Origin of the sequence: Paeniglutamicibacter sp. ZC-3 (genome assembly GCF_025847175.2) — a bacterium.
Lineage (GTDB): Bacteria > Actinomycetota > Actinomycetes > Actinomycetales > Micrococcaceae > Paeniglutamicibacter > Paeniglutamicibacter sulfureus.
The window spans coordinates 1-24,165 of record NZ_JAOYTG010000025.1 but is presented as its reverse complement, the minus strand read 5'-3'; the positions used below and the strand labels follow the sequence as shown (position 1 = coordinate 24,165).

Genomic DNA, 24,165 nt, shown 5'->3' with positions numbered 1-24,165 from the left:
TTTTGGAAAGTTTCTTCTTGGTATTGCGGGTGATTGTCTCGCTCGCGGCGGTCTTCGGATTGTTGTTTTACCTGCGCAAGCGCGTGCTGACGCGCTTTGGTTCCCCGCGTGCCTCGCAGCTTTCCGTGGTCGAGCGCCAGGGCCTGGGCCCGAAGTCCTCCGTGGTGCTGCTTGACGTCCAAGGCCGGCGCTACCTGCTGGGCGTGGCCGAGTCCTCGATCAGCGTGCTCGATTCCTTCGAAGCCCCCGAGGCAGTGGAAACAGATGCCCTGGAACAGGTCGGCGCTCAGCCCACCATGGCCGAGCGCTCGCGCGCCTTCGCAGCGAGCCTGAATTCCATGCGGCAGGGCAGCATGCCGGCCAATGATTCCGGCACGAACGGGCCGGCTGTGAATGACCAAGGTACGCCGGCTGTGCTTTCATCCACGCCTTCGGGAGCGCTTGCCGGATCGATCCTGTCGCCTGACACCTGGCGCCGGGCCGTTGCCGCCGTCCGGTCTGGCCGCGGCGCATGAGATCGCTTCGCACTTCCCTGCCCTCCCGCGCCCGGATGGCAGTGCTGGCCGGGTTGCTGCTGGCTCTGCTGCTTGCCCTTTCCTGGATCAGTGCCTCCGCCGCCCTTGCCGCGCCCGTTGAACCCGGGGACCCGGGGGACAACGGCGGGCTGTCCGTTGAAATCAATGGACCCAACGGCACCCCCAGCTCCGCCATCGTCACCCTCATTGCCATCACCATGCTTTCGGTGGCCCCGGCCCTGCTGCTGATGATGAGCTCGTTCACCAAGATCTTCGTGGTCCTGGCCTTCACCCGCAATGCCCTGGCGCTGCCCACCATCCCGCCCAACCAGGTGCTGGCCGGCCTGGCGCTCTTCCTCTCCCTGTTCATCATGGCCCCGGTTCTCACCGCCATGAACGAGACAGGCGTGCAGCCCTACCTGGACGGGTCCATCGACCTCACCCAGGCCCTCGAGGTCGGCGTGGTGCCGCTGCGCGAATTCATGCTGGCGCACACCCGCGAGGCCGACATCGCGTTGATGACCCGGGCCGCGGAAATGCCCAACCCCGCCACGCCCGCCGACGTCCCGCTGACCACGCTGATCCCCGCCTTCATGATCTCCGAGCTGCGCGCAGCCTTCATCATCGGTTTTGTGATCTTCGTGCCCTTCCTGGTCATCGACCTGGTGGTCTCCTCGGCGCTGATGTCCATGGGCATGATGATGCTCCCGCCGGTGATGATCTCCCTTCCCTTCAAGATCCTGCTCTTCGTCCTGGTGGACGGCTGGGGCCTGGTCATCACAGCGCTCATCGGTTCCTACCGGATCGGTGGTGGCTAATGGATCCCAACGCCGTCTTGGACATCGGCTTCTCCGGGCTGCTGGTGGCCGCAAAGCTTTCCGCCCCGGTGCTCATCACCTCGCTGGTGGTGGGCTTCGCCATCTCCCTGTTCCAGTCAATGACGCAAATCCAGGAAATCACCCTCTCCTTCGTCCCCAAGGCCGCCGCCGTCGCCATCGCACTGCTGGTCTGCGGGCACTGGATGATCTCCGAAATGGTGCTCTTCACCCACGAGCTCTTCGAGAAGATCCCGGCCCTGCTGGGAGGCGGCTAAACATGCTGGCCACCGTGCCGCTGGCCTGGCTGGAGGTCATGATGCTCGCCGCGGTGCGCGTCACCGCGTTCCTGGTCATCGCCCCGCCGTTCTCGCACAACGCCATCCCGCTGCGGATCAAGGGCATGCTCGGCATCGGGCTGGCCCTGGCCGTCACCCCGCGACTGGGCGCCGGCTACGAATCCCTGGACACCGGCCCGTTCCTGGGCGCCATCGTTGCCGAACTGGTGGCAGGGGCTGCAATGGGCTTCATGGTCATGGTCGTGTTTTCCGCCATCCAGTCCGCCGGCAGCCTCATCGATCTCTTCGGCGGCTTCGCCATGGCCCAGGGCTTCGACCCACAGTCCATGATCAACGGCGCCCAGTTCACCCGCTTCTTCCACTTCGCGGCACTGGCCCTGCTGGTGGCCTCCGATGGTTACCAGCTGGTGCTCGCCGGACTCTTCCGCTCCTTTGCCGTCATCCCGCTGGGCGGAGGCATCGGGTTGCCCTACGTGGCCGAATCCCTGGTCGGCGCGGTGGGGGAGATGTTCGTGGCGGCCGTGCAGATCTCCGGCCCGCTGCTGGTGGTGCTGGTGCTGGCCGACATCGGCCTGGGCCTGCTGACGCGCGCCGCCCCGGCACTGAACGCCTTCGCCATGGGCTTCCCGCTGAAGATCATGCTGACCCTCGCGCTGGTCGGCACCGTGTTCGTGGTGCTGCCCGCACTGGTCTCCTCGCTGGTGCGGGCAGCCCTGTCCCTGCTTTCGGGGGTGGGCGGAGCGTGAGCCAGGATTCGGGGGAGCGCAGCGAAAAGGCCACCGCCCAGCGCATGAAGGAGGTGCGCGAGAAGGGCAAGATGACTCGCTCGCAGGACCTTGCCGCGTGGCTGGGCATTGGGGCAGCTGCCCTGATGCTGCCCGGGGTGCTCGTGGCCGCCGAGACGGCGGGCCGTGCCCAGCTGGAGGCGGTGCGCGGCATCATTGCCGCCCCCGACCCCGAGGCCGCCGTCGACGCGCTGGGCACCGGGCTGGGTTCGCTATCCGGCACGCTGCTGCCGCTCTTCGTGGTGGTGCTGGTGGTCGTGGTGGTCATTGCCGCGCTGCAGGGCGGGATCAATTTCAAGAAGTTCAAGCTGGATCCCGCCAACCTGAACTTGGTCACCGGCGTCCAGCGGGTCTTCGGGCTCCAGGCGCTCTGGCAGGGACTCAAGGCCCTGCTGAAGGTCGCCGTCATTGGCCTGGTGCTCTGGTTCGTCGTCGCCTCCCTCATGCCGCTGCTCCTGCAATCGGGCTCCCTGTCGCTGTCCTCGCTGCTGGCCGCCGGATCGGACGGCGCCTCCTCGCTGATCCGCGCCTCGGTCATCGCCGGGCTGGTGCTGGCGGCCATCGACGTGCTGGTGGTCATGCGCCGGAACCGCAAGCACACCCGGATGACACGCAAGGAAGTCACCGATGAGAACAAGCGCACCGACGGGGACCCGTTGATCAAGTCCCAGCGAAGGTCCCGGCAGATGGCCATGAGCCGCAACCGCATGATCGCGGCCATCGCCGACGCCGACGTGGTGGTCGTGAACCCTACCCACGTCGCCGTTGCGTTGCGCTACGAACCGGGCAAGTCAGCACCTCGCCTCGTGGCCAAGGGCGCGGGCAACATCGCCACACGCATCCGCGAGGAAGCTGCCGAGAAGTCAGTGCCCATGGTGCGCGACATTCCGTTGGCGCGTTCCCTGCACGAGGTGTGCGAGATCGGGGACGAGATCCCCGCCGATTCCTACAATGACGTGGCGCGTGTGCTGGCCTTCGTCATGGCGCTCAAGGCCCGCGGCAACGCCGCCGGCGTCCACACCGTGCCGGTGGCGGCGACAGCGAGCGCCAACCCCGGCCCCGGACGAAGGGCCGGCACCTGATGACGCCCGGCCCCTTCCGCCTTTCCAAGAATTCATCCCCGGCCACCACCAATCGCAGGCCAACCGCCCAGTCCCAAGGAGCAAGACCTCAATGAAATTTGCTTCACTCTCCAAGATCGCCGTGCCGCTGGGCGTGGTGGGCATCATCATGCTGCTGGTGGTCCCGGTCCCGGCCGCATTGCTGGACGTGCTGATCGCCGTGTCCATCCTGCTGGCCCTGGTGATCCTGCTGACCACCATGTTCGTCAAGCGTCCGCTGGACTTCTCGGTCTTCCCCTCGTTGCTGCTGGTCGCCACGCTGTTGCGCCTGGGCCTGAACGTCGCCTCCACCCGTCTGGTGTTGGGCAACGGGTACGCCGGGGAAGTCATTGCCGCCTTCGGCTCCATCGCGGTGGGCGGTTCGCTGATCATCGGCTGCGTGATCTTCCTGATCCTGATCGTCATCCAGTTCGTCGTGGTCACCAAGGGTGCCGAGCGCGTTGCCGAGGTCGGGGCCCGCTTCACCCTTGACGCCATGCCCGGCAAGCAAATGGCCATTGACGCGGATTTGAACGCCGGGCTGATCACCGACTCCCAGGCGCGCGAGCGCCGCGCCGAGGTCGCCGCGGAGGCCGACTTCTACGGCGCCATGGATGGTGCCTCCAAGTTCGTCAAGGGCGATGCGATCGCCGGGCTGATCATCATCATCATCAACCTCGTCGGCGGCATCGCCATCGGCATGTTGCAGCGCGGCATGGGCATCGGCGAGGCGCTTAACACCTACGCGCTGCTGACCATCGGCGACGGCCTGGCCACGCAGATCCCCGCGCTGCTCATGGCCGTGTCCACCGGCATGATCGTGACCCGCTCCAACGCCTCGGCCGACATGGGCTCCACCGCCTCGAGGCAGCTGGCCCAGTCGCGCACCGCGCTGCTGATTTCTGGCTCCGCGGCCATCGCCCTGGCCCTGGTGCCCGGGATGCCGAAGCTTCCCTTCATCCTCATCGGCGCCCTGCTGATCCTCACCGCCCAGCGCATCAAGTCCAACCTGGCCAAGTCCGAATCCCTGGCGGAAGTGGCGCGGCAAAACGAGGCCGCCGTGGTCCCGACCGAAACCACCGAGGACCTGATCGAGAAGATGCGGGTGCACGCCCTGGAGATCCAGCTGGCCCCGGACCTGGTGGACGTGGTCAACGGGGGAGGGGACGACCTGCTGGCCCGGGTCCGCGCCCTGCGCCGCCGCGTGGCCATGGAGATGGGCATTGTGCTGCCGCCGGTGCGCACCCGCGATTCGGTGGACCTGCCCCCCGCCACCTACACCATCCGGATCGCCGGGGTGGAGGCCGGGCGCGGCACCGCGCCGCGCGGGAAGGTGCTGGCCCTGGGCGAGCATCTGGATTCGCTGCCCGGGGCCTCGGTCGTGGAGCCGGTCTTCGGGTTGGCCGGCAAGTGGGTGCCCGCCGAACTGCGGCACAATGCGGAGATGGCCGGGGCCACCACCATCGATCGGGTCTCGGTGATCGTCACCCACCTATCCTCGATTGTCCAGGCGCAGGCTGCACGGCTGCTGACCCGCGAGGACGTGCGGGTGCTCACCGACGCGGTGCGCGAAACAAACCCCTCGGCCGTGGAGGAACTGGTGCCTTCCCCGCTGTCCCTGGCCGAGGTCCAGCGCGTGCTGCAGGGCCTGCTGATCGAGTCCGTGCCCATCAACGACCTGGGACGCATTTACGAGGCCCTGGCCCTGCGCGCCAAGGCCAGCACCGACCCCGAAGGCCTCATCGAGGCGGCCCGCACGGCACTGGGCCCGGCCATCGCCGCCGGCTACCTGGAGTCGAACACGCTGCGCGTGGTCATGATCGATCCCGTCCTGGAACAAGGCATGCTCGAGGGGTTGCGCCCCTCGGAGGCAGGAAGCCAGATCATGCTGGATGCGGCCCGGTTGGAGGCGGTGCTGGCCTCGGTCAAGCAGATCGCCGGGGAGCTGGAAACCCGCGGGCTCTCCGCGGTGCTGGTCTGCGCCCCGGCGCTGCGCCCGGCGGTGCGCCGCCTGCTGGGCGCCGCCCCCGGTTCCATTCCGGTGCTCTCCTACCAGGAGGCCACCGCCGGCGGGGCAGAGATCGAGACCGTGGGGGTGGTGCGCGGTGCCGATGCGATTTCGGCTTGAGGGTGCCAGCCTGCCCGACATCCACGAGCAGGCCATGGCCGAATACGGACCCCATGCCCGCATCGTCTCCGCCGAGCGGGTCACCGTCGGCGGCATCGGCGGGTTCCTGGCCAAGTCGCACCTCGAGGCCATCATCGAGGTGCCGGACGAACACGCACCCGACGGGCACGTACTGGAGCCCGGGGACGAACCGGCGCCACAGCGCGCCCTGGAGCCAGCCTCCAAACCTCGTCCATCGAAGCCCGGGTTGTCGAAAGCAGCTATTTCCTCTCCGCCCATTGCGGAACAGGTAGCCGGAAATCCCACGTCCCCGGCACCACGTTCTCTCACTGCCCCCGCCTTGACGCCCGATTCCCCGGCCGTGGCCGGCGGCATCGACGGGTTGCTGGTGCGGGCGGATGAGGCCGAGCTGCGCCTGGCGCCTCAGTTGCCCGTGTTCGCCGACCAAGGCAGACTGACGCCGCTGCCCGGCCGCCCCGACTTCGACCGCCTGTTGGACAGCCAGGCCTTCGCCCTGGAACCTGCAACCGGCGCCCGCGCCGCAGGCGGACCAACGCACCCGTCCGGTGCGCCGGGGAATCCGGCTGCGCAAGCTGCGGGGCCGGGTCCCGAGATCGTTCCCTCGCCGCTGGCCGGCCCCGGGGACCTGGTCGTGGTCATCGGACTCTGGGGGGATGCCGGGATGGCAGCCGGCGAACTCGACGAGGGCACAGCGCTGCGGCGCAACGCGGGGGAGCTGGCCCAGAAGTTCGATACGCAGGCCTTGGCCCGCAGGCCGATCCTTGACCGGCGCGGCATCCTGCGGGCGCGCGCCAACGCCGTGGCCGACGGCGTCCCGCTGCTGGTTTCCGTTGCCATCAATCCGCTGCTGGCCTTGCCAAAGCAAGTGCAGCTGCTGGAGGTGCTGGCGCCCGACCAGCTCTGGGTGGCGGTGGATGCCGGGCGCAAGGCCGAGGACAGCGCCGCCTGGGTCAAGGCCGTCGCCAAGGCCTGCGGGATCTACGCGGTGGTCTCCCTGCACGCGGAGGAGACCCTGTCCCCGGAAACGGTCTGGGAGTTGGGGTTCCCGGTGCTTGAGGCCAGGGGCGCCGGCACGTAGGCACCGTCTGCACTCTCGGTCCGGCAGTCGAAGCGTCCAGGCTCCCTGGCCTTGGACGTGGCGGGTCCCCGGGACACAAGAATCCCGGGGACCCGCCGACGTTCCATACTCGATTTTATTGGCCTGTCATTTTATTGACCTGCCGTCTTAGTCATCCCCGGATTCGGAGTTGCGCGACGTGGGGGAGTCCGAGGCGAGGTCGTCGCGCTCCGTGGCCTCCTGTACTTGAGCCGGATCGGTCTCGTCGGTGAAGGGTTCGCTCTGGCGGAACTCTTCCCGGTGGCTGGGCTTGACGCCCTTAAGGCCACCCTCGGCTTCCTGTTTCATCTGCTCGTCGAGCTCCGCACTGTGCTTATCGCTTCCACGTTCAGCCATGTGGATTCTCCTTTTCACTCGTGTCGTTCAGTCCGCGTTGGGCGCGTTCGGCTTCCTCCGAGGAACCGGCGGGGACCGGGTCGGCGGCCGGGGGCACATCTGCCGGGTTGTAGTCCTCCAGCCCGGCTGCCACCCGCTCTTGCTGCTCGGCTGCCGCGAAGTCATCGTCATCCAGGCCTTCCGGGACCTTGGCATGGCCGCGCCGGGACGATGGCGGCAAGGCAGAGCCTTCCGGATCAATGACGTCATCCAGGCCGGAAGTTCCGTCCTCGGCGTTTTCGGGGTTCACGTTCGTCATGCGTTCTCCTCCAGTTGGGGGCGTCGGGCCGGACATCACACGCCCCGGCCCACCGCCTTCGTCCGGCCAGTCTAGAACCGCGGCCCCAGGGGTGCATAGGCTTTTGACGGTCGGCGGGCCATCGGTGCGCCATGCCCGTCGGCACGGTCGATCAACCGTGCCGGCGGGAACGCGGGATTCGGCGCGAATCCCTATTGCCCGGGGATCGCCGTGACCGCCAACCACGCATTTCACTTGTAGTTTCACAGAACGGCTGGTAATTGTTTAGGGGTAGCCCGTGGGGAGGTGTATTTCGTATTCAGCATCCACCTAGGGCAAAGGAAGCGGACCATGGATCAAGGGACCGTCGTGGTCATTGAGGATGATGCCGATTTGCGAAACCTCTTGGTGGCGGTGCTGCAACAATCCGGGTTCGAGGTGAGGGCGGCGGCGACGGGGCTCGAAGGCGTTGCACTGGTCCGGGAACAAAACCCCGTCGTCGTGACTCTGGATATTGGCCTGCCGGACATCGACGGCCATGAAGTGCTCCGCCGCATCCGCCAGGCCAGCGACTGCTATGTCATCATGTTGACGGGCAGGGACGATGAAGCGGACACACTGACCGCGTTGCAGGCCGGGGCCGATGATTACGTGACGAAGCCGTTTCGTCCCCGGGAACTACGTGCCCGCGTGGCGGCGATGCTGCGACGTCCGCGTGCCGGCACCCAGGAGTCCGAGACACAAAGTCCGGCGGCGCATACCCCGCTGAGGAAGCGTTCAACACTTCACCACGGTGCGCTGGTCCTGGACAGCGAAGCGCGGACGGCACGACTGTCCGACGCAGAGCTATCACTGACCAGAAGCGAGTTCGACCTGCTGCAGGACCTCATGAGAAACGTCGGCACGGTTCGGACGAAATCCGATTTGGTCCAGGTGGTTCGCGGTGAGACGCCACGCGGGGGCGGACGCGGATACGTCAGCGATGTCGATGAACGCGCCATCGAGGTGCATATTGGGAACCTGCGCCGAAAACTCGGCGGGAACGCCCGCCACCAGCCATGGCTCTTGACGGTGCGCGGAGTGGGATACCGCCTGGCGGCACCCCATCCGGACGAGGAATGATTCGCCCCTAGCCCTGTTCCTTCGGCTTGGGGTAACGCTCCTGCAACTCCAGCAGGGTCTGCCGACCGCAAACCTCGAGGCCCGGCAATAAGTCGACGGCTTCCGCTTCATCGCCGCGTTTGACCGCTTCCCCCAGTTCCCGCGCGTCCCCTGCGAGGCGCACCGCTCCCGCCATGGCAGCCGCAGTCCTGATGCTGATCAAAGCGTCCAGCGCAGTATCCGGATCAAGCGGATCCAGCGCCTGGGCCAACCGTTCATAACGCGATTCCCACAGATCCACGAAGTCGTGCACGAAGCCCACGACGATCGAAGGGTCGTCGACTTGCTGCTCGAGCTCCCGGAGAACCGCAAAATCCACCAGGGGCTGGCCGTTCGGCGATGGCAACGTGGGCATTGGCGAGTCTTCTCTGGCGACCCCTGCCATGGTGTCGGTTAGGCCCATGAGCGGGGCGGTGGGCGGAGTGTGCATTGCCTTAGGATATCCGCTGGGACTGGGCAAGATAAGGGCAAATCCGGAGAACCGGGACAATCTGCGTGAATCCTGCGTTTGGCAACTGGCCAGGACGTCGTAAACGCCGTTAAAGACCGCCTGATCTGTGGTTGGGTCCAATGGCCGTTGGCCCGCGGGAGCGTCTGCGCGGCCCACTCGGGGTGACGATGTCATGAGGTTCCTTCCGTGGGGTCATTGACCGCTGAACGTTGCGATGGCATTGATCACCGCCGGTCCAAGGATGGCGATGAAGAGAACGGGAAAAATGAAAAACAGGAGCGGGAACAGGATCTTGACCGGCAACTTCATGGCCTTCTCCTCGGCACGTTGCCTCCGCTTCACGCGCATGACCTTGGCTTGCACCCGCAGGACCTGGCTGATGGCGATGCCGTAGGCATCCGCCTGGACGACCGCCTGGACAAAGCTGCGCAATTCGGGAACGTTGGTCCGCTGGGCGAGGGCGGAGTACGCCTCCCGGCGTGAACGGCCGACCTGCATGTCCTGCAGGGTGCGGATCAATTCCTGCGCCAAGGGTCCCCGGCCGTTTTCACCAGCACGCGACACGGCACCTTCGAATCCGAGGCCAGCCTCAACACTGATCAGCATCTGGTCGAGCGTATTGGGCAGTTCAAGCTGCAATTCCTGTTGCCGTTTCTGGCCGTTGCTGATCAACAGCAGGTCGGGGATGAAGTAGGCAGCGACGAAGACCCCAAGGCCCATGACCTTCATGATCGGGTGCGGATCCAGGCCGAAAAGGAACCCCAGGACCGCGCCGGCCAACCCGAGTGCGGGTTTCACCGCCAGGAGGCGGTCCAACGGCATGGAGGTGGGGCGCCCGGCCAGGGAGAGTAGCTTGTCGAGTCGGCGAACATACGCCTCGGGGGTGAGGCGCCTGCCGATCCGCACCAGCAGGCCGGTATTCGGCCGGGCAGCGGTTTCCTCCGGGTCGTGGCCGCGGCGCAGGTTTTCCCTGCTGGCGGCCTGGCCCTTGCGGTCGACCGAGAAGAACGCGAGACCGAGGTAGAGCATGGCGAAGCCGACCAGCAACGCGCCGGCGGTGACGATAAGTGGCATTTTCCGGTCCTCAGAACTTCAAGTCGATGATCTTGCGCATCCACAGCCCGCCGACGGTCATGAGGACGACGGAGGCGCCCATCATGACCCAGCCCAGGGGCTGGGTGAACAGCGGGGTCATGTAGCCGGGGCTGATGACCATAAGCATGGCAATGATGCCCACGGGCATGGCCATGAGGATGTAGGCCGAGAACTTGCCCTCGGCGGCAAGGGACGCGATCTGTCCCTTGATTTCGCTGCGTTCGCGGATCGTTTCATTGACCTGGTCCAGCACTTCGGCCAGGTTTCCGCCGACCTCGCGGTTGATTTGCACGGCCTGTGCGATCCACTTGAAGTCCTCGCTCTGCATCCGGGTTGCGGTGTCGTTCAGCGAGGCCAGCAGGTCCCTGCCCAAGCTGGTTTCCGAGACGATGCGCCGCATCTCCTCGGACGTCGGGGCCGGGGACTCCAAGGCTGCCGCATCCATGGCGCGCAGGATGCTGTGCCCCGCACGCAGGCTGCCGGAGAGCAGTTGCAGGGTGTCCACCAATTGCTCGCCGAATCCGTGGCGGCGCTTGGCGGTGCGACGCCGCAGGTACAGGTGCCCTAACGCCGGGACCAGCAGGAAAAAGAGCACGCCCAGGGAAGGCCCGGCAATCAGCATGCCCAGCACCATGGCGACGAGCGCGGCGGAGGCCATGAGCACCAGGAACTCGCTCTGGCGCAGGCGCAGTCCGGCGCTTTCCAGCGCCTCGCTGCTGAAGAACCGCAGCTTGCGCCGGGCGAGCATGGCTTCGAGGAATCCGGTGGTTCCGCCGGCAAGCCGGGAAAGCCCGGTGGTGGGTGAGACGTCAACGGGGGCACGGCGATCCACGGCAACCCGTGCCGGCCGAAATACGATACCCAGTGCCAGGCCCAGGGCCAGCAGCACGAAGGCCAATCCGATCATCAGTTCCATCTCGCCCTCCTAGGCGTTGGCGACGGCGTGTTGCCGGCCGGCAAAGACGGCGGGCGAAACCTGGATGCCCATGTCCTGGAACCTGTCCATGAACGTGGGCCGAATGCCGGTGGGGATCGGCGTGCCACGGAAGCGCCCGTCATCGTCAACGCCGGCGGCGAAGTCGAAGACGAAGGCATCCTGCAGGGTGACGATGTCGCCCTCCATGCCCTGGACCTCGGTCACGTGCGTGATGCGCCGCGTGCCGTCGCGCAAGCGTGAAATCTGGATGATCAGGTGCACGGCGGAGGCGATCTGTTCGCGGATGGCGCGCAGCGGAAGGTCCATGCCTGCCATCAGGACCAGGGTCTCCAGGCGGGCGATGGCGTCGCGGGGCGAGTTCGAGTGCACCGTGGAGAGCGAGCCGTCGTGGCCGGTGTTCATGGCCTGGAGCATGTCCAGGGATTCGCCGCCACGGACCTCGCCCACCACGATCCGGTCCGGGCGCATGCGCAGGGAGTTGCGGAGCAGTTCGCGGATGGTCACTTCGCCTTTTCCTTCCGTGTTGGGCGGGCGGCTTTCCAGGCGCACGACGTGGTCCTGCTGGATCTGGAGTTCTACGGCATCCTCGATGGTGACGATGCGATCGGTTTCGGGCAGGAATGAGGACAGCACGTTGAGCAAGGTGGTCTTGCCCGTGCCGGTGCCTCCGGAGACGATGATGTTCAATTTCGCCTTGACGCAGGCATTGAGCAGTTCGGCCATCGCCGGGGTCAGCGTCCCGAAGCGGATCAGGTCCTGCACCGTCAGCGGGATCTTGCTGAACTTTCGGATGGTCAGGGAGGAACCGCCGACCGCCAGCGGCGGAATGATCGCGTTGACGCGCGACCCGTCCTCCAAACGGGCATCGACCAGCGGCGAGGACTCGTCGATGCGTCGGCCCACCTTGGCCACGATGCGCTCGATCACCTTGCGCAGGTGCTCCTCGGAGCTGAAGCGCGAGTCGCTCAGGACCAGCTTGCCCTTGCGCTCCACGTAGATCCTGTCCATGCGGTTGACCATGATCTCGGTGACGTCCTCGTCCTCCAGGTACTGCTGCAGCGGACCGTAGCCCAGCACGTCGTTGGCCACGTCGTTGATCAGGCGCGAGCGTTCGGCGGGGGAGAGCGGGACCTTCTCGGCGTCGATGACCTGGACCAGTTCCTCGCGGGCGCTGGCGCGCAGGTCCTCCTCGGTCAGGGTGGAATCGTTGAAGCGGCTTCCCATGCGTTCGAACAGTGCCTTGGCGGCACGCTGCTTCAGCCCGGCATAGGCATCCACCGGGTGGGCGATCGCGGACTTCGCGCTAGCCGAACCCGCGGCCGGTGCCTGCACGGCCGGCTTGTAGATGTCGGCTGGCGCGGCCGAGTGCAGGACCGTCTTGGCTGCGGGCATGGGGGCGGAAGCCGCCCGGGGCACTGCGGTGTCCAGGCGCTGGGTGGCCGGCTGGCGGACACTGGTGGCACGGTTCGGCGGCGCTGCGTTTTCCGCGGCGCTGAGCCGCTCGGAGAGTTTCATCGGACAACCACCCGTCGGTGGAGCTTGCGGGCGGGTTGGGCGCGCCATTGCGGATCGAAGCGCCGGGTCAGGTGGGCGAAGCCCTTGACCGCGCGGTCGGACTTGGATTCCTGGAGCACCGGGATGCCGCGGTTCGTGGAAAACGCCACGGTCCGCGAGCGGGGAATGCTCACGTCCACCGGGGCGCCGATCCAGGTCTCGATGTCGCCAATGGTCAGCCCCGTCTTGGGGTCGGCCATGTTCAGCACCACGTGGCGGGTTTCGGGGAGGATGTCCAGCTGCTTGAGCACATCGAGCCCGGTGCGCAGTCCGCGCACGCTGGGCACGTCCATGCCGCTGACCCACACGGCGTCGGTGCAGCGTTCCATGGCGGTCAGGGCGAGCTCCGTGAGACCGGGGGCGCTGTCCACGATGACGTACTGGAATTCCCCGGCCAGCTGGTCGAGCAAGCGCTCGATGTGCCCACTGGTCACGTGGTCGGCGTCGGCGGGGTTCTTCGATGCGCACAGCGCGTAGAGCCCGGCGGGGTGGACGGTCAGGAAGGCCTTGAGGACCAGGGTGTCCTGGCTCGCGGAGACGGACACGGCGTCCATCACGGTGTGCTCGGGATCCAGCGACAGCGCGGAGGCGACGTCGCCGAATTGCAGGTCCAAGTCGACAATGACAACGCCCATAGGCGCGATCTTGCCCAGACCCACGGCGATGTTGGTGGCCACGGTGGTCTTGCCCACGCCTCCCTTGGGGGAGAACACGCCAATCACCTGGCCCTTCTTCTCCTGCGGCTCGGCGCTCGCCGGCTGGTGGTGGCGGCTGCGTGCCGAGTGCGCCTGGCAGGCGCGGTCCAGCACGGATGCGACCTGGGCGATGTCCGCCGAGGGTGCCAGGACGTCGCGGATGCCGGCGCGCATGGCCAGAACCACGAGTTCGGGGTCGTAGTCGGCGGCGAGGACGACGCTGATTCCCGGGCACTGGACATCGAAGACGGTGGCCAGGCGGAGTGCCTCCTCGACGGGGATGCCGGGACCCAGGACGAGGACCTCGGGGGCCTGCTCCAGGGAGTCCAGCAATTGCCGGGGATCGGTGGGCACGCTGGTGGTCAGGAAGGAGCGCACCCCACCGTGCAGGCCGCCTTCGACGGCGGCGCGGACGAGCTGGTCAAACTGGGCATCCGGGGAGATCAGGACGAAACGGCTCACGGGTACACCTCCGATTGGCGCATGAGTTGGGGCGGGTGATTTTCCTTGGCATCCTTGGGCTCGTTGGTCAGCCAGATGCGGCCGTATTCGGCCGAGTAAATGATCTTCGAAGCGTCGCGGTCGGTCACGGCGAGGGAGACGAGCATGGTCCCGGCAGGCAGTGGCTGTGCACCCTCCGCCGATTCGGCGGTGGCGTCGGCGCGCTGCAATCGCGTGACGAGCATCTTGTGGAAGACCCTGCCAGTGGCAGGGGAGCCGGCCGGGTCCTTGAGACCTTCCTTGTCGAAGGAAACGAAGACCCCCACGGTGCTTCCGGCGGTGATGTTGCCGCCGACCATCCGCTGTGGTTCCAGGGCGAAGGTGACTTCCTGCAGGCCCTTGGGGACCGCGACGGTGCCGGGTGTTTGGAGCGAAGCAGGATCGACGAGGCGGCTGGAGAGCAGCACCTCGCCGGGTGCCAGATCCGCGGCCGTCACCTGGCCGGCGACATTGTCCAAGGCGGCCAGCGCGCCGGCGGGCACGGTGCCCGCGGGCCTGGCTTCGAGTGCCAGGGATTCGCCGAGGTCGGCGACGGACGTTCCCTCGGGAACGGCGTGGCGAACGACCAGGACGTTGGTGGGCGTTAGCCCCGCCATGGCGCGCGCGTCGGCGTTGGCGGCATAGGAGTAGACAAGGACGGCGCCGAGTAGCGCGAGGACGGCGGCGGCAACACCGCCCAGAAGTCGGGATTTCAAGAAAAGCTCCTAGTGGGTTATTCGGACGACGGTGGCACCATATTTGTTGACGGGTCCCAGGATGTGGCCCTCGTCGAGGGACACGTAGCGGACGAACTTGCCGATGATGCCGCGGCAGTCCCCGGTGCATTCCTTGGAACCGACGTAGGCGGAGGTGTTGCGGAATACGGAGGGCAGCGAGGACCCCCCGGAGAACTTCCAGCCGGTGACCTCGAAGGCAGCGAAAGAGGAAATCTTGTAGTTGGCCCCCGAGCCGGTTCCGGTGACCTGGTTGAATATCGGGAGCAGGACGGTTGGACGTCGGCCAGCGTTGAGTTCGGTGCTCCATTTGTTGAAGACCGTCGTGCAATTGGGCGGCTCATTGTTGCCGGTGGCGCTGCCGCCTTCCTGGACGAGCAGGTCGATGTAGCCGCCGCATTGTCCGGGAATCTGGGCCAGCCAGCCGAAGCCGCCGGCGACCGGTGCGCCGGACGGGCCGTAGTTGCACCCCGGGTTGGCGTAGGATCCGCCGTGGAGCCCCAGTCGCTGGAGACCGCCGCCGACGCTGTTTTCGACCTGGCAGATTGAAAATGCCGCGGGAAAAACGGTGGGACCTGCCACCGGGCTGCCCCATTGCGCGCCGGCAGTGGCGCCGACTTCTGCCGAGTCAAAGCCAAGGATGCGCGCGAAGGACAGCGAAACCTTGTTGGCCTCGCCGCCTGCCTGTTGGGCTCCTGTGGTCACGGTGACAGTGCCCGCGCTCTTGTTCAGCTGGACGGATTGGATGTTGCTGAGCCCGTCGTTGGCGTTGGATTTCGCGTAGCCTGCAGCCAGCGGAGAGGCGGTGGTGCAATTGGTGCTGGCTAGGCTGAGGGCGCAATCCTGCGCCACGGCAAGCGCCGCGGCGTCCGCGCCGTTTTGCAGCTGGGCCTTTTCGGCATAGAGCATTCCGACATCCACCACGAGGGCGGTGAAGCCGAGCAGGGCGACCAGCAGCAGGGCCGTCATGACGCTCACCGTTCCGCGTTCGGAATACGGGGATTTCCTTAGCCTCCGCATCGCATGACCCCCTTGCCGGTGAGCGTGATGGGGGAGACGATGCCGGTGATGGTCGACAGCGGGTAGGTGATGGTGACGCTGGCCTGGGCGCCGGGCGTGCAGGCTGCGGGGGAAATAGCCAGGTTTCCATCCGTGAGCGCGGGGTACAGGGTTGCGCCGGCATTCTTGGTGGCCGAGCGCGCCTTGGCCGGATCATTCGCGATGGCCATGACCCGGACGCCCTCGCGGGCGGCCTGGGTCAGCGTGAGCTGGGCGTTGTAGGCATGCCCGAACTCGATGATGCCCATGACCAGCATGAGCAGGACCGGAAGGACAATGGCGAATTCAACGGCAACGGAACCGCGTTCGTTCTGCTGTGTCATGGCCTGGACCTTCCTGGTTTGAGTGGATGAAGCTTGCTGTGGTGGCGGGGCGAAGGTGCCCCGCCACCACAGTGAGGTTGTTGGGGTGGAATTACGGGGTCGTCGGGGTGGTTCCGATCCCCTTGAGCTGGGTGTTAACCTCCACGAACAACGCGTTCAGCTGCGGGCCGAGGAGCATGAGCGTGGCGATGATGGCGACGGCGATGACGCCGACCATGATGCCGTACTCAACGGCGGTGGCGCCGGTTTCGTCGCGCTGGATGCGGTTCTTGATGCGGAAGCCGAGGGTCTGGAGGGTGGCGTAAACGTGCAGCATGGGGGAGCTCCTGAAATGAAGTGGTGTTTTGGTTTTGCGAGGTGCATCGGACTGCTTCGTGCACCGCGCTGAAAAAAACATAGCAAGGCATTTCGGGGTTTGGACGGAACCTGTGGCTATCCTCAGGGAAGCCTGTACCAACCCATGGGAAGCTGCGTTTTTCCTGCGCTTAACCTGATCCAAACCGGCATTTTGGTCGATTCCGGGAGTAGCCCGGTGGAGGATTTTGAGCGGTCATGTAAGCGCGATTTTGCCCCGAGTGTAGAGACGCAATCGTGTCTACGCCGCATGGTTGTGCCGGGTTGATTCCAGTGGTTGTCCGGGATGCGGGAGAGAACCGCGGTTGCTGCCGTTAGATCGGAAGGTCTCATGGGCATGTGTGGAAGTGAGAACATGCTCGTGCCTGCAACCAGCAGGCCCGGAATGGCACGGCAGACGGTGCGATCACAGGGCAGGAGCAGCGGACAGGGGTCACGCAGGGCTCGCCATTCGGAGGAACGCGGATGAGAGGGACGGTCTGCCTCATTTCTCCTCGAGGAACGGTTTTTCCGGGATAGGTGGCACCGGTATGCGATCTGGACAACCGCGCGATCTTCGTGTTCGGACCAAATTTTCCGGGTCCTGAATCGTGCGTGTTTCCACTTAGGCTTCGAAGTGTGTGAGTCCAGGCGACTGGGCGGACCTGGAGGTCATCGCCAAGGCAATGTCATGCAGTTTCTGGTTCCGGTTATTTGATGCGCTGCGAAGGAATCCGAACGCTTCGGCGGCTGTGCAATGGTTCTGGGCCATAATAATGCCGCGAGCAAGGTCAATGGCCGTCCTGTATTCCAATGCGGCCGACAGATCCTCCGATCTCAGCTCGGCTTCCGCGATCCTCAAGGCCATGCACAACGCCTTGCTGCCTTGATCCGCGAAACCCATCGCGTCAAGAATGATGCCGTCGTTGTTGGCACCGATTCGGGCAGCAAAAAAATTGAGGGTGGCAGATGCCGTGGGTCCCAGTTCCAGCGGGCGGACCAGCAATCCGGCGAAACCCCGATCGGTTAATTCGCGCCCCAGATCGGGCCAACGGGAATCTGAAGAGTCAGCAAGGATGATCGGCAAACCGCTACGCCTGGCGTGGAGGCATGCTTCGGCATCCAAGGCTTGATTCACGTGGTCCAGGCCAACCACTCGATCGTTGCTGCCGGCGATTGCCACGGGTCGTTTGCTCCTATGCAAAACCACCGAACATTCAACCATCACTCCGGAGACACGCGTCATTGCCAGGGCTACGTGGCTGACAAGGCTTTCCAGAAAACCTTGGAGGTCTTTCATCTTCAATACCAGATCGCATAGCTCCCCAAAAGCATCCATATTTCTCGGCGCGTTCATGACACCGAACCTATGGCAGAGGCTCGGTGTTACACAACAACTGATTTGAATCCACTAGACGAAAGGGTCGAAGCGTATCCTCGCAACACTGAACTGCGGTGTCGCAAAGGACAGTCGAATTGGTTTTGGGTCAGCCACTCGGGCGCGCGCCAGCTCGCTCTCGGGCGTGGCTCTTGCTTCCGGCTTGAAGTTGAGGCAACCGCGAAGCGACACCGCGGACCCCACGCCGAATGCTGGGCCAGTGTTCAGTTAGCAGAAGCGTCATCATGGCGCTTCCCGGATCGATGGAGCAACCAGTTGGCCTTTCATTGCTGCTGCGTCGTGCACTGTCGAAGAGGTTGCCATCGCCAAGTACAACTACATGCTGTGCACGGAGCGACCCTAGGGCATTGAACTGGCTCACGGCGAGGGCTCTGCGGACACCGGACGGCCTCGCCATGAACCATCTCCTCTACACGGCCGCGTCCGCGACACGGCCCGAGCTGAATACCCGGCCTCATGGAGATGATTCCGGCCGGAGGCAAGGCCTCCGGCGTGGACCTGGGTCGTGCGGGACCATTTGCAGTGAGGTCGCCGGTCCACTGGCGGAGGCGGGACCCGATGGTGATCGGGTCCCGCCTTAGTTTGGCGTCGCGCTGGGTGCCTGCGCTTGCCTTGTGCCTTGAGTTCTTCCTACGGCAGACGCGCCGTTCAGGCGGTTTCGGCGGGCGTTGCCACTGGTTGTGCTCCTACACCGTCCCCGCTGCGGTAGCGGTAGGTGGTGTTGTCGTCCTGCACGATGAAGGTCTCGATTCCGCTGCGGGTCCAATGCAGGACCAGCAGGCCGTAGCGCTCTGCAAGTTTTGCCAGGGTGGGGAAATCCACGACGTCGATGACGGGACGCCCAGTGACCGATGGGACCGGCTGAACGGGGATGACAAGGGATGGCCAGCGGCGGCGAATGTTTTCCGCTTCGCTGCGGGAAGGGCGTCGGCGCGCGTTCGCCGCAATCGCCATCAGCGCCGCGAGTGCCAGCAGAAGCAATACCGGGGCAATGACGCGGGAGATTCCGGCCGAGAGTTGCCAGGTGCCCAGTGTCAGCGCACGCGGGGCGGCGGTTTCGAGCTTCTCCCCAGCGACGGAAAGAGCGGCGGGATCCACCAGGGCGACCTGCAGGGGCGTTACCGACAGTTCCAGCGCCGGCCTGAAGTCCTGGCCGTCGCCCGTTACGGCTGGGACCACCATGATGGTGAGGGGGCTGGCCGGCAGACCCGTGACTTTGGCGGCCCGCGCGGCACGTTCTTCCAGAGCAGCTACTTCCAATTTGACGGTCCCGCGGTGGGTTCCGCTGCTCACCTCAGTGGGGTCACCCAGGGGGACCGTGGTATGCCATCCTCCGGGCGTGGACAGTTCGGCGACCGGTGCAATGGTCGCGGCTGGGCCTTGGTAGGTGTAATGCACCTTCATGTTGTCGGCCACTTGCCGGAAGACCGGGTCCGGGGACCTGACGGTGGTGTCGTCGTAGGCCGGGGTGCGCGGAACCGCTGCGCTGTAGGAAAAGTCCATGTGCGCTTCGGTCCCCGCACGTGCGGGGGCATCGGCGGGACCGGTCCATGCCCAGATCCCGAGACCCATGGCCACGACGCCGAGGGCGGTCGCAGTGGCGGTCCAAGGAGTGAATGGGGCTTCGAACATTGCACGCACGGTGTGGCGGGTCTTCTGCGAGGCGGCGCTGGACGACATGGTTTCTTTCCTTGCTGCGCGGCGACGCCGGCTTCGGTTCAGGCTGGGGGCGGCTCCGGCGAGCAGCGCAAAGGCTGCTAAGCCGAGTACAGGGGGCGTGGTGAGTATCTGAAGCACCTTCCCGCCGTGGGGGATGTGCAGGACGGCCTTGCCGATGAGGTCGACGGCCGCGGGATGGTCGACGTCGACCGATTCGTTGTTGTCGCCCTTGAGGGTAAAGCCATTGGCATCTCCGGCGATGATCCGGTGGAGCGCCACCTCTCCGCTGACCAGGTGGTAGGCGGCAATGTCACCGACAGAGTAGCTTTCGGCGCGCGAGACGACGACGAGGTCGCCCTGGTGGTAGAGGGGGTTCATACTCACCCCGTAAGTGTTCACGAACGCTGCCTGGCCACTGCCTAACAGAATCGCGGCCAGCAGGATGCCCAGCACGGCGAGGGCGCTCGCGGCACTCGCGAGGAGCCGTGGAAAACTTGGCACCGTGCTCCTTCCGGTCGGTGGTGTTTGGTATGGAGAGAAATCGCTCATGGTCAAGGTCCGCTGGGGGGCGGACCATGACCATGAGCGATGGACGGACTATGCGGCGTCGAGTTCCCCGACGGTGATGCTGAGCCCGGTCAGTCCGGTGTAGCCGGTCTCCGTGGTGGTCGGTGCGAATGTGCAAGCGGATGCGTTGGCGACGACATTGCCGCACGTGAAAGTGCCGCCCGCGCCGCCGGTGGTGGTGACCACTACCGGCTTGCCATCTTCGGTGTTTGCGAAGCTCAGGTTGATCTTGTTGATGGACTCTTGGGTGGTGTTCGTGAAATCGTAGTCCACGGTGGCCAGTGTTGCACCGGTGACCTGCTGCGATACCTGTCCGCCGATGAACTGGGTTTCGCCGGCAGTAGTCGAGAGACCGGTTCCTGTGAAGGCGGAACCGCCGGCAAAGACGATGCCGGCGACGGCAACAGCGGTAAGGATTTTGTGGGACTTGCGCATGGAGGATTCTCTTTCGATGTGGCCGGGGCATGGAAGCCCGCGGGCAGGGTGCACCAGGATGTGCTTGACAGGGATGTCGTCGAGAGATGCGAATCCCTGGGGCGGCACCTGTTGATGGGCCGTGTGATTCGCTCCGACATTTGAAGACTAGCCGGACCCAGCCGAGCGATCATCGATCTTGTGTCTTTCCTGCGGTAATGCTTGGGCAGTGCTCAGAAACCGCGGATTCACTGCGGTTGAACCGCGCATTGGTAGGGGAATATTTGGCGTACGAGAGTACTGGGGATCCGAACCACGCTCGTCTACCGTTCGGTAAACCCTCCGTGGAGCCAGCACCCTTCATCAGGACGCGAAGTCGGCGTTTCCATCTATGAACCGGCGACCATGCGTCTAGTACGTGCTTCGCAGAGTGCTGCCGCATCTACAATGCCCGCCGACTTCGGTATCTTCCGAATATTCCAAACCACGTGCCCATAGTGCAAAAGACTCATAGACACACCCGGGACATACGCACTTTTTCAACGGTCCAGCAGAGTTACGAGCCATCCACACGGTGGCTGTCATCGAGTCGCCGGGCTGCCAAAGTCGTTCCGTGCAGCTGACGCGAGGTCAGGGCGGTGCCCTGCGGGAAATGATGCCGACGTTGGATCTCGGGGATCATCGCGAGACTGGTCACGCACTGGGAACCGCGGCGAAGCCCACGTTCCTTAATATTCGGCCGCCGAGAATGTCGGGGGCATGAGATAGATTTCCCTTATGACTACGTGGCCGCGCGATGCATGGGCGCCTACCGGTGGTGGATGCTTGACATCATCTGGCAGGTGGCTTTCCAGGTGTTCGGGTGGCCGCCCTTCCACCAGCTGCGGCGGAGGGCCCTCAAGAAACATTAGAAAGCTCAACGCAGGCAACTGCGCCAAACGTTGCCGAAACAACTGGCCGCCGACACAGCATCTGTTCACGTACCTGCGAATCCCGGGAAGGTGTCACATGGCTGCTCTGTCGGCGGGAAAGGGCTCGAAATGACATGGGGCCCCAGGTGGAAACTCGTTTGTTATCTTCTTGGCGCTGCCGTCGCAGGGGCGGTTATCGGCCGTTTGTTTCCACCATTTGTCCTGGACGATCCCTTCTGGAGAGATTTTTGGTCCGGCCCTCCCGTGGCCGGGATATTCGCGCTAGGGGGAGCGGGGATCGCTTATGGGGCCGCCTTGCTCGGAGCCAGGACATCGCGCACGGCAGCCAAACGGCAGGAATGGTGGGACCGGGCCGAATGGGCCCTCACGCTCGCCAGGTCCGACAAGTATGTTGACCGCATCATCGGTTTGGAAGCCCTGACTGCACTATCGTCCGAAGCCACCAGGACTGAATACCGACTCATTCTTGCCGTGACCGAAGCTGTTTCCGGTGAAGGTGTGGAGAGCAGGGACCCAGTTGGCGACGTGGACACTCCACCCCTCGTGCGGGACAATTGAGCAAACGGAGGTGCATCACGATGGCTAGAGAGCCCATGCAGGTCAGCGCGCTAGAGGACCGGATAAAACAAGGCAAGGCCGACCCCATTACCACTGCGGAAAAGGTTCTCGTTGCCCAACTTCGTGAGGGCTACGAGAAGAAGTACGGTGCTTCCAAGCCAGCCAAGAATGACGGTAAAGCATCGTCTCCCGCCTGAGGAAGATCTTCTAAGATGTAAACCGGGAATTCTGTATCTGGATCCTTGAAATGGTCCTAAGCAAGGAACTGCGCGCCGTCGTCCTGACGGCGTCGTTCCATTTCTTCCCTAACGTCAGAGCGGGGAATTCTCCGCAGCTCGCCGACCTCAGCGAAGCAGGGGATGCGGTGTTGCGTGCCCAATGGGCGCATGAATCCATCGGAAACAAGGCCGAAGGCCTGGTGCACTACGAGAACGCTGCGTTTTCGATCTCTCCACGCTCGGAAAGCGGGGCGAACGAAATAGTTGAAAAGGTCTTCGGCCCTTTACGCGACGCCGGTTCTACAGGCAGTACGTTGGTCAAGACCCTCTGCGCCTATCTCGACGCAGACAGGAAATGGTTCGAGAGGCCGTTAACTCGGGCTCTGAATCTCTGACGCCGAATCAGTTTATTACTCGCAACTGCTGGCAGCTTGGCCTAAACCGAGCGCCAGCTCGGAAACTCATCACTATCAAGTCCGCTGGAGTTGCGGATCCCTTCGTCATCAACGTTTCGGTCGGGCAACCCAGCCCAGGAAGGGACCTTCCGCGGGTGCGCCGGTTTCGATGGTTTCCATGAGACCTTGGAGGATCGATTCTGCCTTGAACGTGGCTTCGGGAGTCAGCCCTTGAGTGAGGGTCTGATCGTCCATGAAGGCGGCCACCTGTTCAACGGGGCATAGCGCGAGGTAGAAGACGGTTTGCCGCCATCCGTAGGCAGCATTCTTCTGGTGATGCAGGTGCTTTGCCCCAGTCACCTTGGCGAGGTGATTCTTGGTGGCTTTCCAAGCTTCGCGTGCTTGGACTCCCCAGTCGAGCGAGATCCCCGCGTTCACCAATGAGGCAAGGTTGTGAGTGGTGAGGATTTGCGCCTGTTCGATGGCTTTTCCGCTGGCGGCGACATCGTAGTCCCAGCGGGTTAGGCCGATGCCAGCGCGGGAGCGAACAAGGGTGTCGAATTCCGGAACCGCGGTGCGGGGCATGCGTCGTGCTCGGGAAGGCGTCGCGGGCCTGCTCCCCATGGCCAGGATTTCTCTGTAATCGATGCCGTAGTAGTGGGCGTAGATGGTGTCGCCAACCACGGTGGCGGCCTCTTGAGCTGCCCGTTGGAAGACCGGGCTGAAGGAACCCATGAAGATATCCGAGGCCAACTCGTAGGTCAGCGGAACACCCTTGGACGCGATTCCGAAGAGACGGGTGAGTTCCCGAATGAGGGAGTTGGGAAGCAAAGTTCCCGGAAAGTGGTCCAGGGCGAGTGCGGCGAGCTCCAATCCTTGGACGTGAGCAAGGGATTGTTTTTGCTCATGAACGCCTGCCTGCTCCAACAGGTTGAACCAGGGAAGCGCATCGATGGTCACTTGAGACTGATGGTTGAGCAAGAGCAGGCTGCGCCGGTTGGCGAATGCCCGGTAGAGGCGCTTGGCCAGCACCCCGGCCGATGCGTCTGAGTACCGGGAGGCCACCGTCTCGGCGGTGAGCTGTGGAGCCAGTTCGGCCAGCAACTCCGCCGATCGCACGATCCCCTGTCGCAGGAGATCCGGCAGCGGCGCCTGAGTTGCTTGACGGGTGGCTTTGCGCACGGAGGGCAGAGCCGCGGCGGGAGTGCCTCGAAGTAGCGCGAGGGGATCGTCAACGGCGCCGGTGTGGCCTGTCGCTTTAATCCGGGCTGCGGCGTCATGTGCCATGGCCGCATGCGACGGTTTGGCCGCGGTGCGAGCTTGCGCTGCCCGAAGCTCAGCGAGACGTAGTGAGCCTGGTTCGCCGCGCCTTGCCACCCTGTTGGACACGGCCGCGCGCACCCGACCCATCACGCGGGAATCGGCTTCCCCCTCCACGCATGCCTGGAGGCCAGCCAACATGGTCTGCAGAGTCCCCTTCGGATCCGCATGCCTCTTCGTCAGAGTGTTCTCAGCGGCAAGGAGCTGGTACTCGGCCAGCAGTTCTCTCGCTCCGTCGATCCAGCCAGTTGGCGAGTCAGCTCCGAACATCCCCTCAGAAGAGCGCGAAGCCCACCAGTGGCCCAGGACCTTGTCCGTGAAAGGATTCCAGACCGACAAGGCTTCACGTTCTGCCTCGACGTGTCGTTGCCCTACGTGTCAGGCTGGAGCGGTACCACGGTGACAGAGCAAGTCAGCTCGATCGCGTAGGGCGAGAACCAGGAAACCAATCAGTATGTCTAATCTAGTTTTGGCCGAAGTGCGCCAAG

At 64.7% G+C, this 24,165-nt stretch carries 25 protein-coding genes; 10 read left to right on the top strand and 15 right to left on the bottom strand.

What is annotated here, in order from left to right:
* The first annotated feature begins 29 nt into the window (after positions 1–29).
* The 7 genes from fliO (at position 30) to OIU93_RS18435 (ending at position 6,741) form a co-directional block, all read left to right on the top strand.
* Positions 30–515, top strand: coding sequence for a flagellar biosynthetic protein FliO (fliO, locus tag OIU93_RS18465; RefSeq protein ID WP_264271528.1), 486 nt, complete (start codon positions 30–32; stop codon positions 513–515).
* Positions 512–1,333: a flagellar type III secretion system pore protein FliP gene (gene fliP, locus OIU93_RS18460; RefSeq protein ID WP_264271527.1), complete on the top strand. Its 822-nt coding sequence runs from the start codon at positions 512–514 to the stop codon at positions 1,331–1,333. Before fliO ends, fliP begins: the two co-directional genes overlap by 4 nt.
* A complete protein-coding gene (gene fliQ / locus OIU93_RS18455; RefSeq protein ID WP_264271526.1) occupies positions 1,333–1,608 on the top strand; it encodes a flagellar biosynthesis protein FliQ in 276 nt (91 codons plus the stop codon). Before fliP ends, fliQ begins: the two co-directional genes overlap by 1 nt.
* Before the next feature lie 2 nt (positions 1,609–1,610).
* Complete coding sequence (locus OIU93_RS18450; protein ID WP_264271525.1) at positions 1,611–2,375, top strand: flagellar biosynthetic protein FliR; 765 nt, start codon at positions 1,611–1,613, stop codon at positions 2,373–2,375.
* On the top strand, positions 2,372–3,496 hold the full coding sequence (locus OIU93_RS18445) for a flagellar biosynthesis protein FlhB (RefSeq protein ID WP_264271524.1): 1,125 nt from the start codon (positions 2,372–2,374) through the stop codon (positions 3,494–3,496). The genes OIU93_RS18450 and OIU93_RS18445 overlap by 4 nt, the downstream gene beginning before the upstream one ends.
* Positions 3,497–3,587: 91 nt before the next feature.
* The gene (locus OIU93_RS18440; protein WP_264271523.1) at positions 3,588–5,642 is read left to right on the top strand and encodes a flagellar biosynthesis protein FlhA; all 2,055 of its coding nucleotides are present in this window, start codon (positions 3,588–3,590) and stop codon (positions 5,640–5,642) included.
* On the top strand, positions 5,626–6,741 hold the full coding sequence (locus tag OIU93_RS18435; protein WP_264271522.1) for a hypothetical protein: 1,116 nt from the start codon (positions 5,626–5,628) through the stop codon (positions 6,739–6,741). Before OIU93_RS18440 ends, OIU93_RS18435 begins: the two co-directional genes overlap by 17 nt.
* Before the next feature lie 147 nt (positions 6,742–6,888).
* Here OIU93_RS18435 and OIU93_RS18430 read toward each other — a convergent pair whose 3' ends face one another.
* Positions 6,889–7,116 carry a hypothetical protein gene (locus OIU93_RS18430; protein ID WP_264271521.1) on the bottom strand — a complete coding sequence of 76 codons (228 nt, stop codon included), beginning with the start codon at positions 7,114–7,116 and terminating at the stop codon, positions 6,889–6,891.
* Entirely contained in the window at positions 7,109–7,414 is a 306-nt protein-coding gene (locus OIU93_RS18425) for a hypothetical protein (protein ID WP_264271520.1), read from the bottom strand. The genes OIU93_RS18430 and OIU93_RS18425 overlap by 8 nt, the downstream gene beginning before the upstream one ends.
* A 330-nt stretch (positions 7,415–7,744) precedes the next feature.
* On the opposite strand from OIU93_RS18425, the gene OIU93_RS18420 reads away from it, so the two are divergent.
* Positions 7,745–8,515, top strand: coding sequence for a response regulator transcription factor (locus tag OIU93_RS18420; protein ID WP_264271519.1), 771 nt, complete (start codon positions 7,745–7,747; stop codon positions 8,513–8,515).
* Positions 8,516–8,522: 7 nt separating this feature from the next.
* On the opposite strand, the gene OIU93_RS18415 is transcribed toward OIU93_RS18420, so the two are convergent.
* The 12 genes from OIU93_RS18415 to OIU93_RS18360 form a co-directional block, all read right to left on the bottom strand.
* Complete coding sequence (locus OIU93_RS18415; protein ID WP_264271518.1) at positions 8,523–8,984, bottom strand: Hpt domain-containing protein; 462 nt, start codon at positions 8,982–8,984, stop codon at positions 8,523–8,525.
* Positions 8,985–9,197: 213 nt separating this feature from the next.
* Positions 9,198–10,079 carry a type II secretion system F family protein gene (locus tag OIU93_RS18410; RefSeq protein ID WP_264271517.1) on the bottom strand — a complete coding sequence of 294 codons (882 nt, stop codon included), beginning with the start codon at positions 10,077–10,079 and terminating at the stop codon, positions 9,198–9,200.
* Between the two features lie 10 nt (positions 10,080–10,089).
* Positions 10,090–11,016 carry a type II secretion system F family protein gene (locus OIU93_RS18405; protein ID WP_264271516.1) on the bottom strand — a complete coding sequence of 309 codons (927 nt, stop codon included), beginning with the start codon at positions 11,014–11,016 and terminating at the stop codon, positions 10,090–10,092.
* Positions 11,017–11,025: 9 nt separating this feature from the next.
* The gene (locus tag OIU93_RS18400) at positions 11,026–12,552 is read right to left on the bottom strand and encodes a CpaF family protein (protein ID WP_264271515.1); all 1,527 of its coding nucleotides are present in this window, start codon (positions 12,550–12,552) and stop codon (positions 11,026–11,028) included.
* Positions 12,549–13,748 (bottom strand): AAA family ATPase, encoded by a 1,200-nt coding sequence (locus OIU93_RS18395; RefSeq protein ID WP_264271514.1) that lies wholly within the window; start codon positions 13,746–13,748, stop codon positions 12,549–12,551. The genes OIU93_RS18400 and OIU93_RS18395 overlap by 4 nt, the downstream gene beginning before the upstream one ends.
* Entirely contained in the window at positions 13,745–14,482 is a 738-nt protein-coding gene (locus OIU93_RS18390; RefSeq protein ID WP_264271513.1) for a Flp pilus assembly protein CpaB, read from the bottom strand. The genes OIU93_RS18395 and OIU93_RS18390 overlap by 4 nt, the downstream gene beginning before the upstream one ends.
* A gap of 9 nt (positions 14,483–14,491) precedes the next feature.
* On the bottom strand, positions 14,492–15,478 hold the full coding sequence (locus OIU93_RS18385; protein WP_372342965.1) for a pilus assembly protein TadG-related protein: 987 nt from the start codon (positions 15,476–15,478) through the stop codon (positions 14,492–14,494).
* 29 nt (positions 15,479–15,507) lie between these two features.
* A complete protein-coding gene (locus OIU93_RS18380) occupies positions 15,508–15,882 on the bottom strand; it encodes a TadE/TadG family type IV pilus assembly protein (RefSeq protein WP_264271511.1) in 375 nt (124 codons plus the stop codon).
* 91 nt (positions 15,883–15,973) lie between these two features.
* Entirely contained in the window at positions 15,974–16,198 is a 225-nt protein-coding gene (locus OIU93_RS18375; RefSeq protein WP_264271510.1) for a Flp family type IVb pilin, read from the bottom strand.
* 642 nt (positions 16,199–16,840) lie between these two features.
* Positions 16,841–17,572 carry an ANTAR domain-containing protein gene (locus OIU93_RS18370; RefSeq protein WP_264271509.1) on the bottom strand — a complete coding sequence of 244 codons (732 nt, stop codon included), beginning with the start codon at positions 17,570–17,572 and terminating at the stop codon, positions 16,841–16,843.
* A 690-nt stretch (positions 17,573–18,262) separates the two neighbouring features.
* Entirely contained in the window at positions 18,263–19,822 is a 1,560-nt protein-coding gene (locus tag OIU93_RS18365; RefSeq protein ID WP_264271508.1) for a S24/S26 family peptidase, read from the bottom strand.
* Between the two features lie 48 nt (positions 19,823–19,870).
* Entirely contained in the window at positions 19,871–20,275 is a 405-nt protein-coding gene (locus OIU93_RS18360; protein ID WP_264271507.1) for a hypothetical protein, read from the bottom strand.
* 1,504 nt (positions 20,276–21,779) lie between these two features.
* Between OIU93_RS18360 and OIU93_RS18355 the strand changes: the two genes are divergently transcribed.
* Together OIU93_RS18355 and OIU93_RS18350 are read left to right on the top strand one after the other, a co-directional pair.
* Positions 21,780–21,941, top strand: a complete 162-nt coding sequence (locus OIU93_RS18355) for a hypothetical protein (RefSeq protein WP_264271506.1) — start codon at positions 21,780–21,782, stop codon at positions 21,939–21,941.
* A gap of 50 nt (positions 21,942–21,991) precedes the next feature.
* Positions 21,992–22,357, top strand: coding sequence for a hypothetical protein (locus OIU93_RS18350; RefSeq protein WP_264271505.1), 366 nt, complete (start codon positions 21,992–21,994; stop codon positions 22,355–22,357).
* A gap of 108 nt (positions 22,358–22,465) precedes the next feature.
* Here OIU93_RS18350 and OIU93_RS18345 read toward each other — a convergent pair whose 3' ends face one another.
* Complete coding sequence (locus tag OIU93_RS18345; RefSeq protein WP_264271503.1) at positions 22,466–24,016, bottom strand: hypothetical protein; 1,551 nt, start codon at positions 24,014–24,016, stop codon at positions 22,466–22,468.
* Between the last annotated feature and the right edge of the window lie 149 nt (positions 24,017–24,165).

Bases quoted from the DNA above. Each gene is read 5' to 3' on its own strand.
- fliP (WP_264271527.1), top strand. From the start codon at position 512: ATGAGATCGCTTCGCACTTCCCTGCCCTCCCGCGCCCGGATGGCAGTG.
- fliQ (WP_264271526.1), top strand. From the start codon at position 1,333: ATGGATCCCAACGCCGTCTTGGACATCGGCTTCTCCGGGCTGCTGGTG.
- OIU93_RS18450 (WP_264271525.1), top strand. From the start codon at position 1,611: ATGCTGGCCACCGTGCCGCTGGCCTGGCTGGAGGTCATGATGCTCGCC.
- OIU93_RS18440 (WP_264271523.1), top strand. From the start codon at position 3,588: ATGAAATTTGCTTCACTCTCCAAGATCGCCGTGCCGCTGGGCGTGGTG.
- OIU93_RS18435 (WP_264271522.1), top strand. From the start codon at position 5,626: ATGCGATTTCGGCTTGAGGGTGCCAGCCTGCCCGACATCCACGAGCAG.
- OIU93_RS18430 (WP_264271521.1), bottom strand. From the start codon at position 7,116: ATGGCTGAACGTGGAAGCGATAAGCACAGTGCGGAGCTCGACGAGCAG.
- OIU93_RS18425 (WP_264271520.1), bottom strand. From the start codon at position 7,414: ATGACGAACGTGAACCCCGAAAACGCCGAGGACGGAACTTCCGGCCTG.
- OIU93_RS18420 (WP_264271519.1), top strand. From the start codon at position 7,745: ATGGATCAAGGGACCGTCGTGGTCATTGAGGATGATGCCGATTTGCGA.
- OIU93_RS18415 (WP_264271518.1), bottom strand. From the start codon at position 8,984: ATGCACACTCCGCCCACCGCCCCGCTCATGGGCCTAACCGACACCATG.
- OIU93_RS18410 (WP_264271517.1), bottom strand. From the start codon at position 10,079: ATGCCACTTATCGTCACCGCCGGCGCGTTGCTGGTCGGCTTCGCCATG.
- OIU93_RS18405 (WP_264271516.1), bottom strand. From the start codon at position 11,016: ATGGAACTGATGATCGGATTGGCCTTCGTGCTGCTGGCCCTGGGCCTG.
- OIU93_RS18400 (WP_264271515.1), bottom strand. From the start codon at position 12,552: ATGAAACTCTCCGAGCGGCTCAGCGCCGCGGAAAACGCAGCGCCGCCG.
- OIU93_RS18380 (WP_264271511.1), bottom strand. From the start codon at position 15,882: ATGACACAGCAGAACGAACGCGGTTCCGTTGCCGTTGAATTCGCCATT.
- OIU93_RS18375 (WP_264271510.1), bottom strand. From the start codon at position 16,198: ATGCTGCACGTTTACGCCACCCTCCAGACCCTCGGCTTCCGCATCAAG.
- OIU93_RS18370 (WP_264271509.1), bottom strand. From the start codon at position 17,572: ATGAACGCGCCGAGAAATATGGATGCTTTTGGGGAGCTATGCGATCTG.
- OIU93_RS18365 (WP_264271508.1), bottom strand. From the start codon at position 19,822: ATGAGCGATTTCTCTCCATACCAAACACCACCGACCGGAAGGAGCACG.
- OIU93_RS18360 (WP_264271507.1), bottom strand. From the start codon at position 20,275: ATGCGCAAGTCCCACAAAATCCTTACCGCTGTTGCCGTCGCCGGCATC.
- OIU93_RS18355 (WP_264271506.1), top strand. From the start codon at position 21,780: ATGCAGGTCAGCGCGCTAGAGGACCGGATAAAACAAGGCAAGGCCGAC.
- OIU93_RS18350 (WP_264271505.1), top strand. From the start codon at position 21,992: ATGGTCCTAAGCAAGGAACTGCGCGCCGTCGTCCTGACGGCGTCGTTC.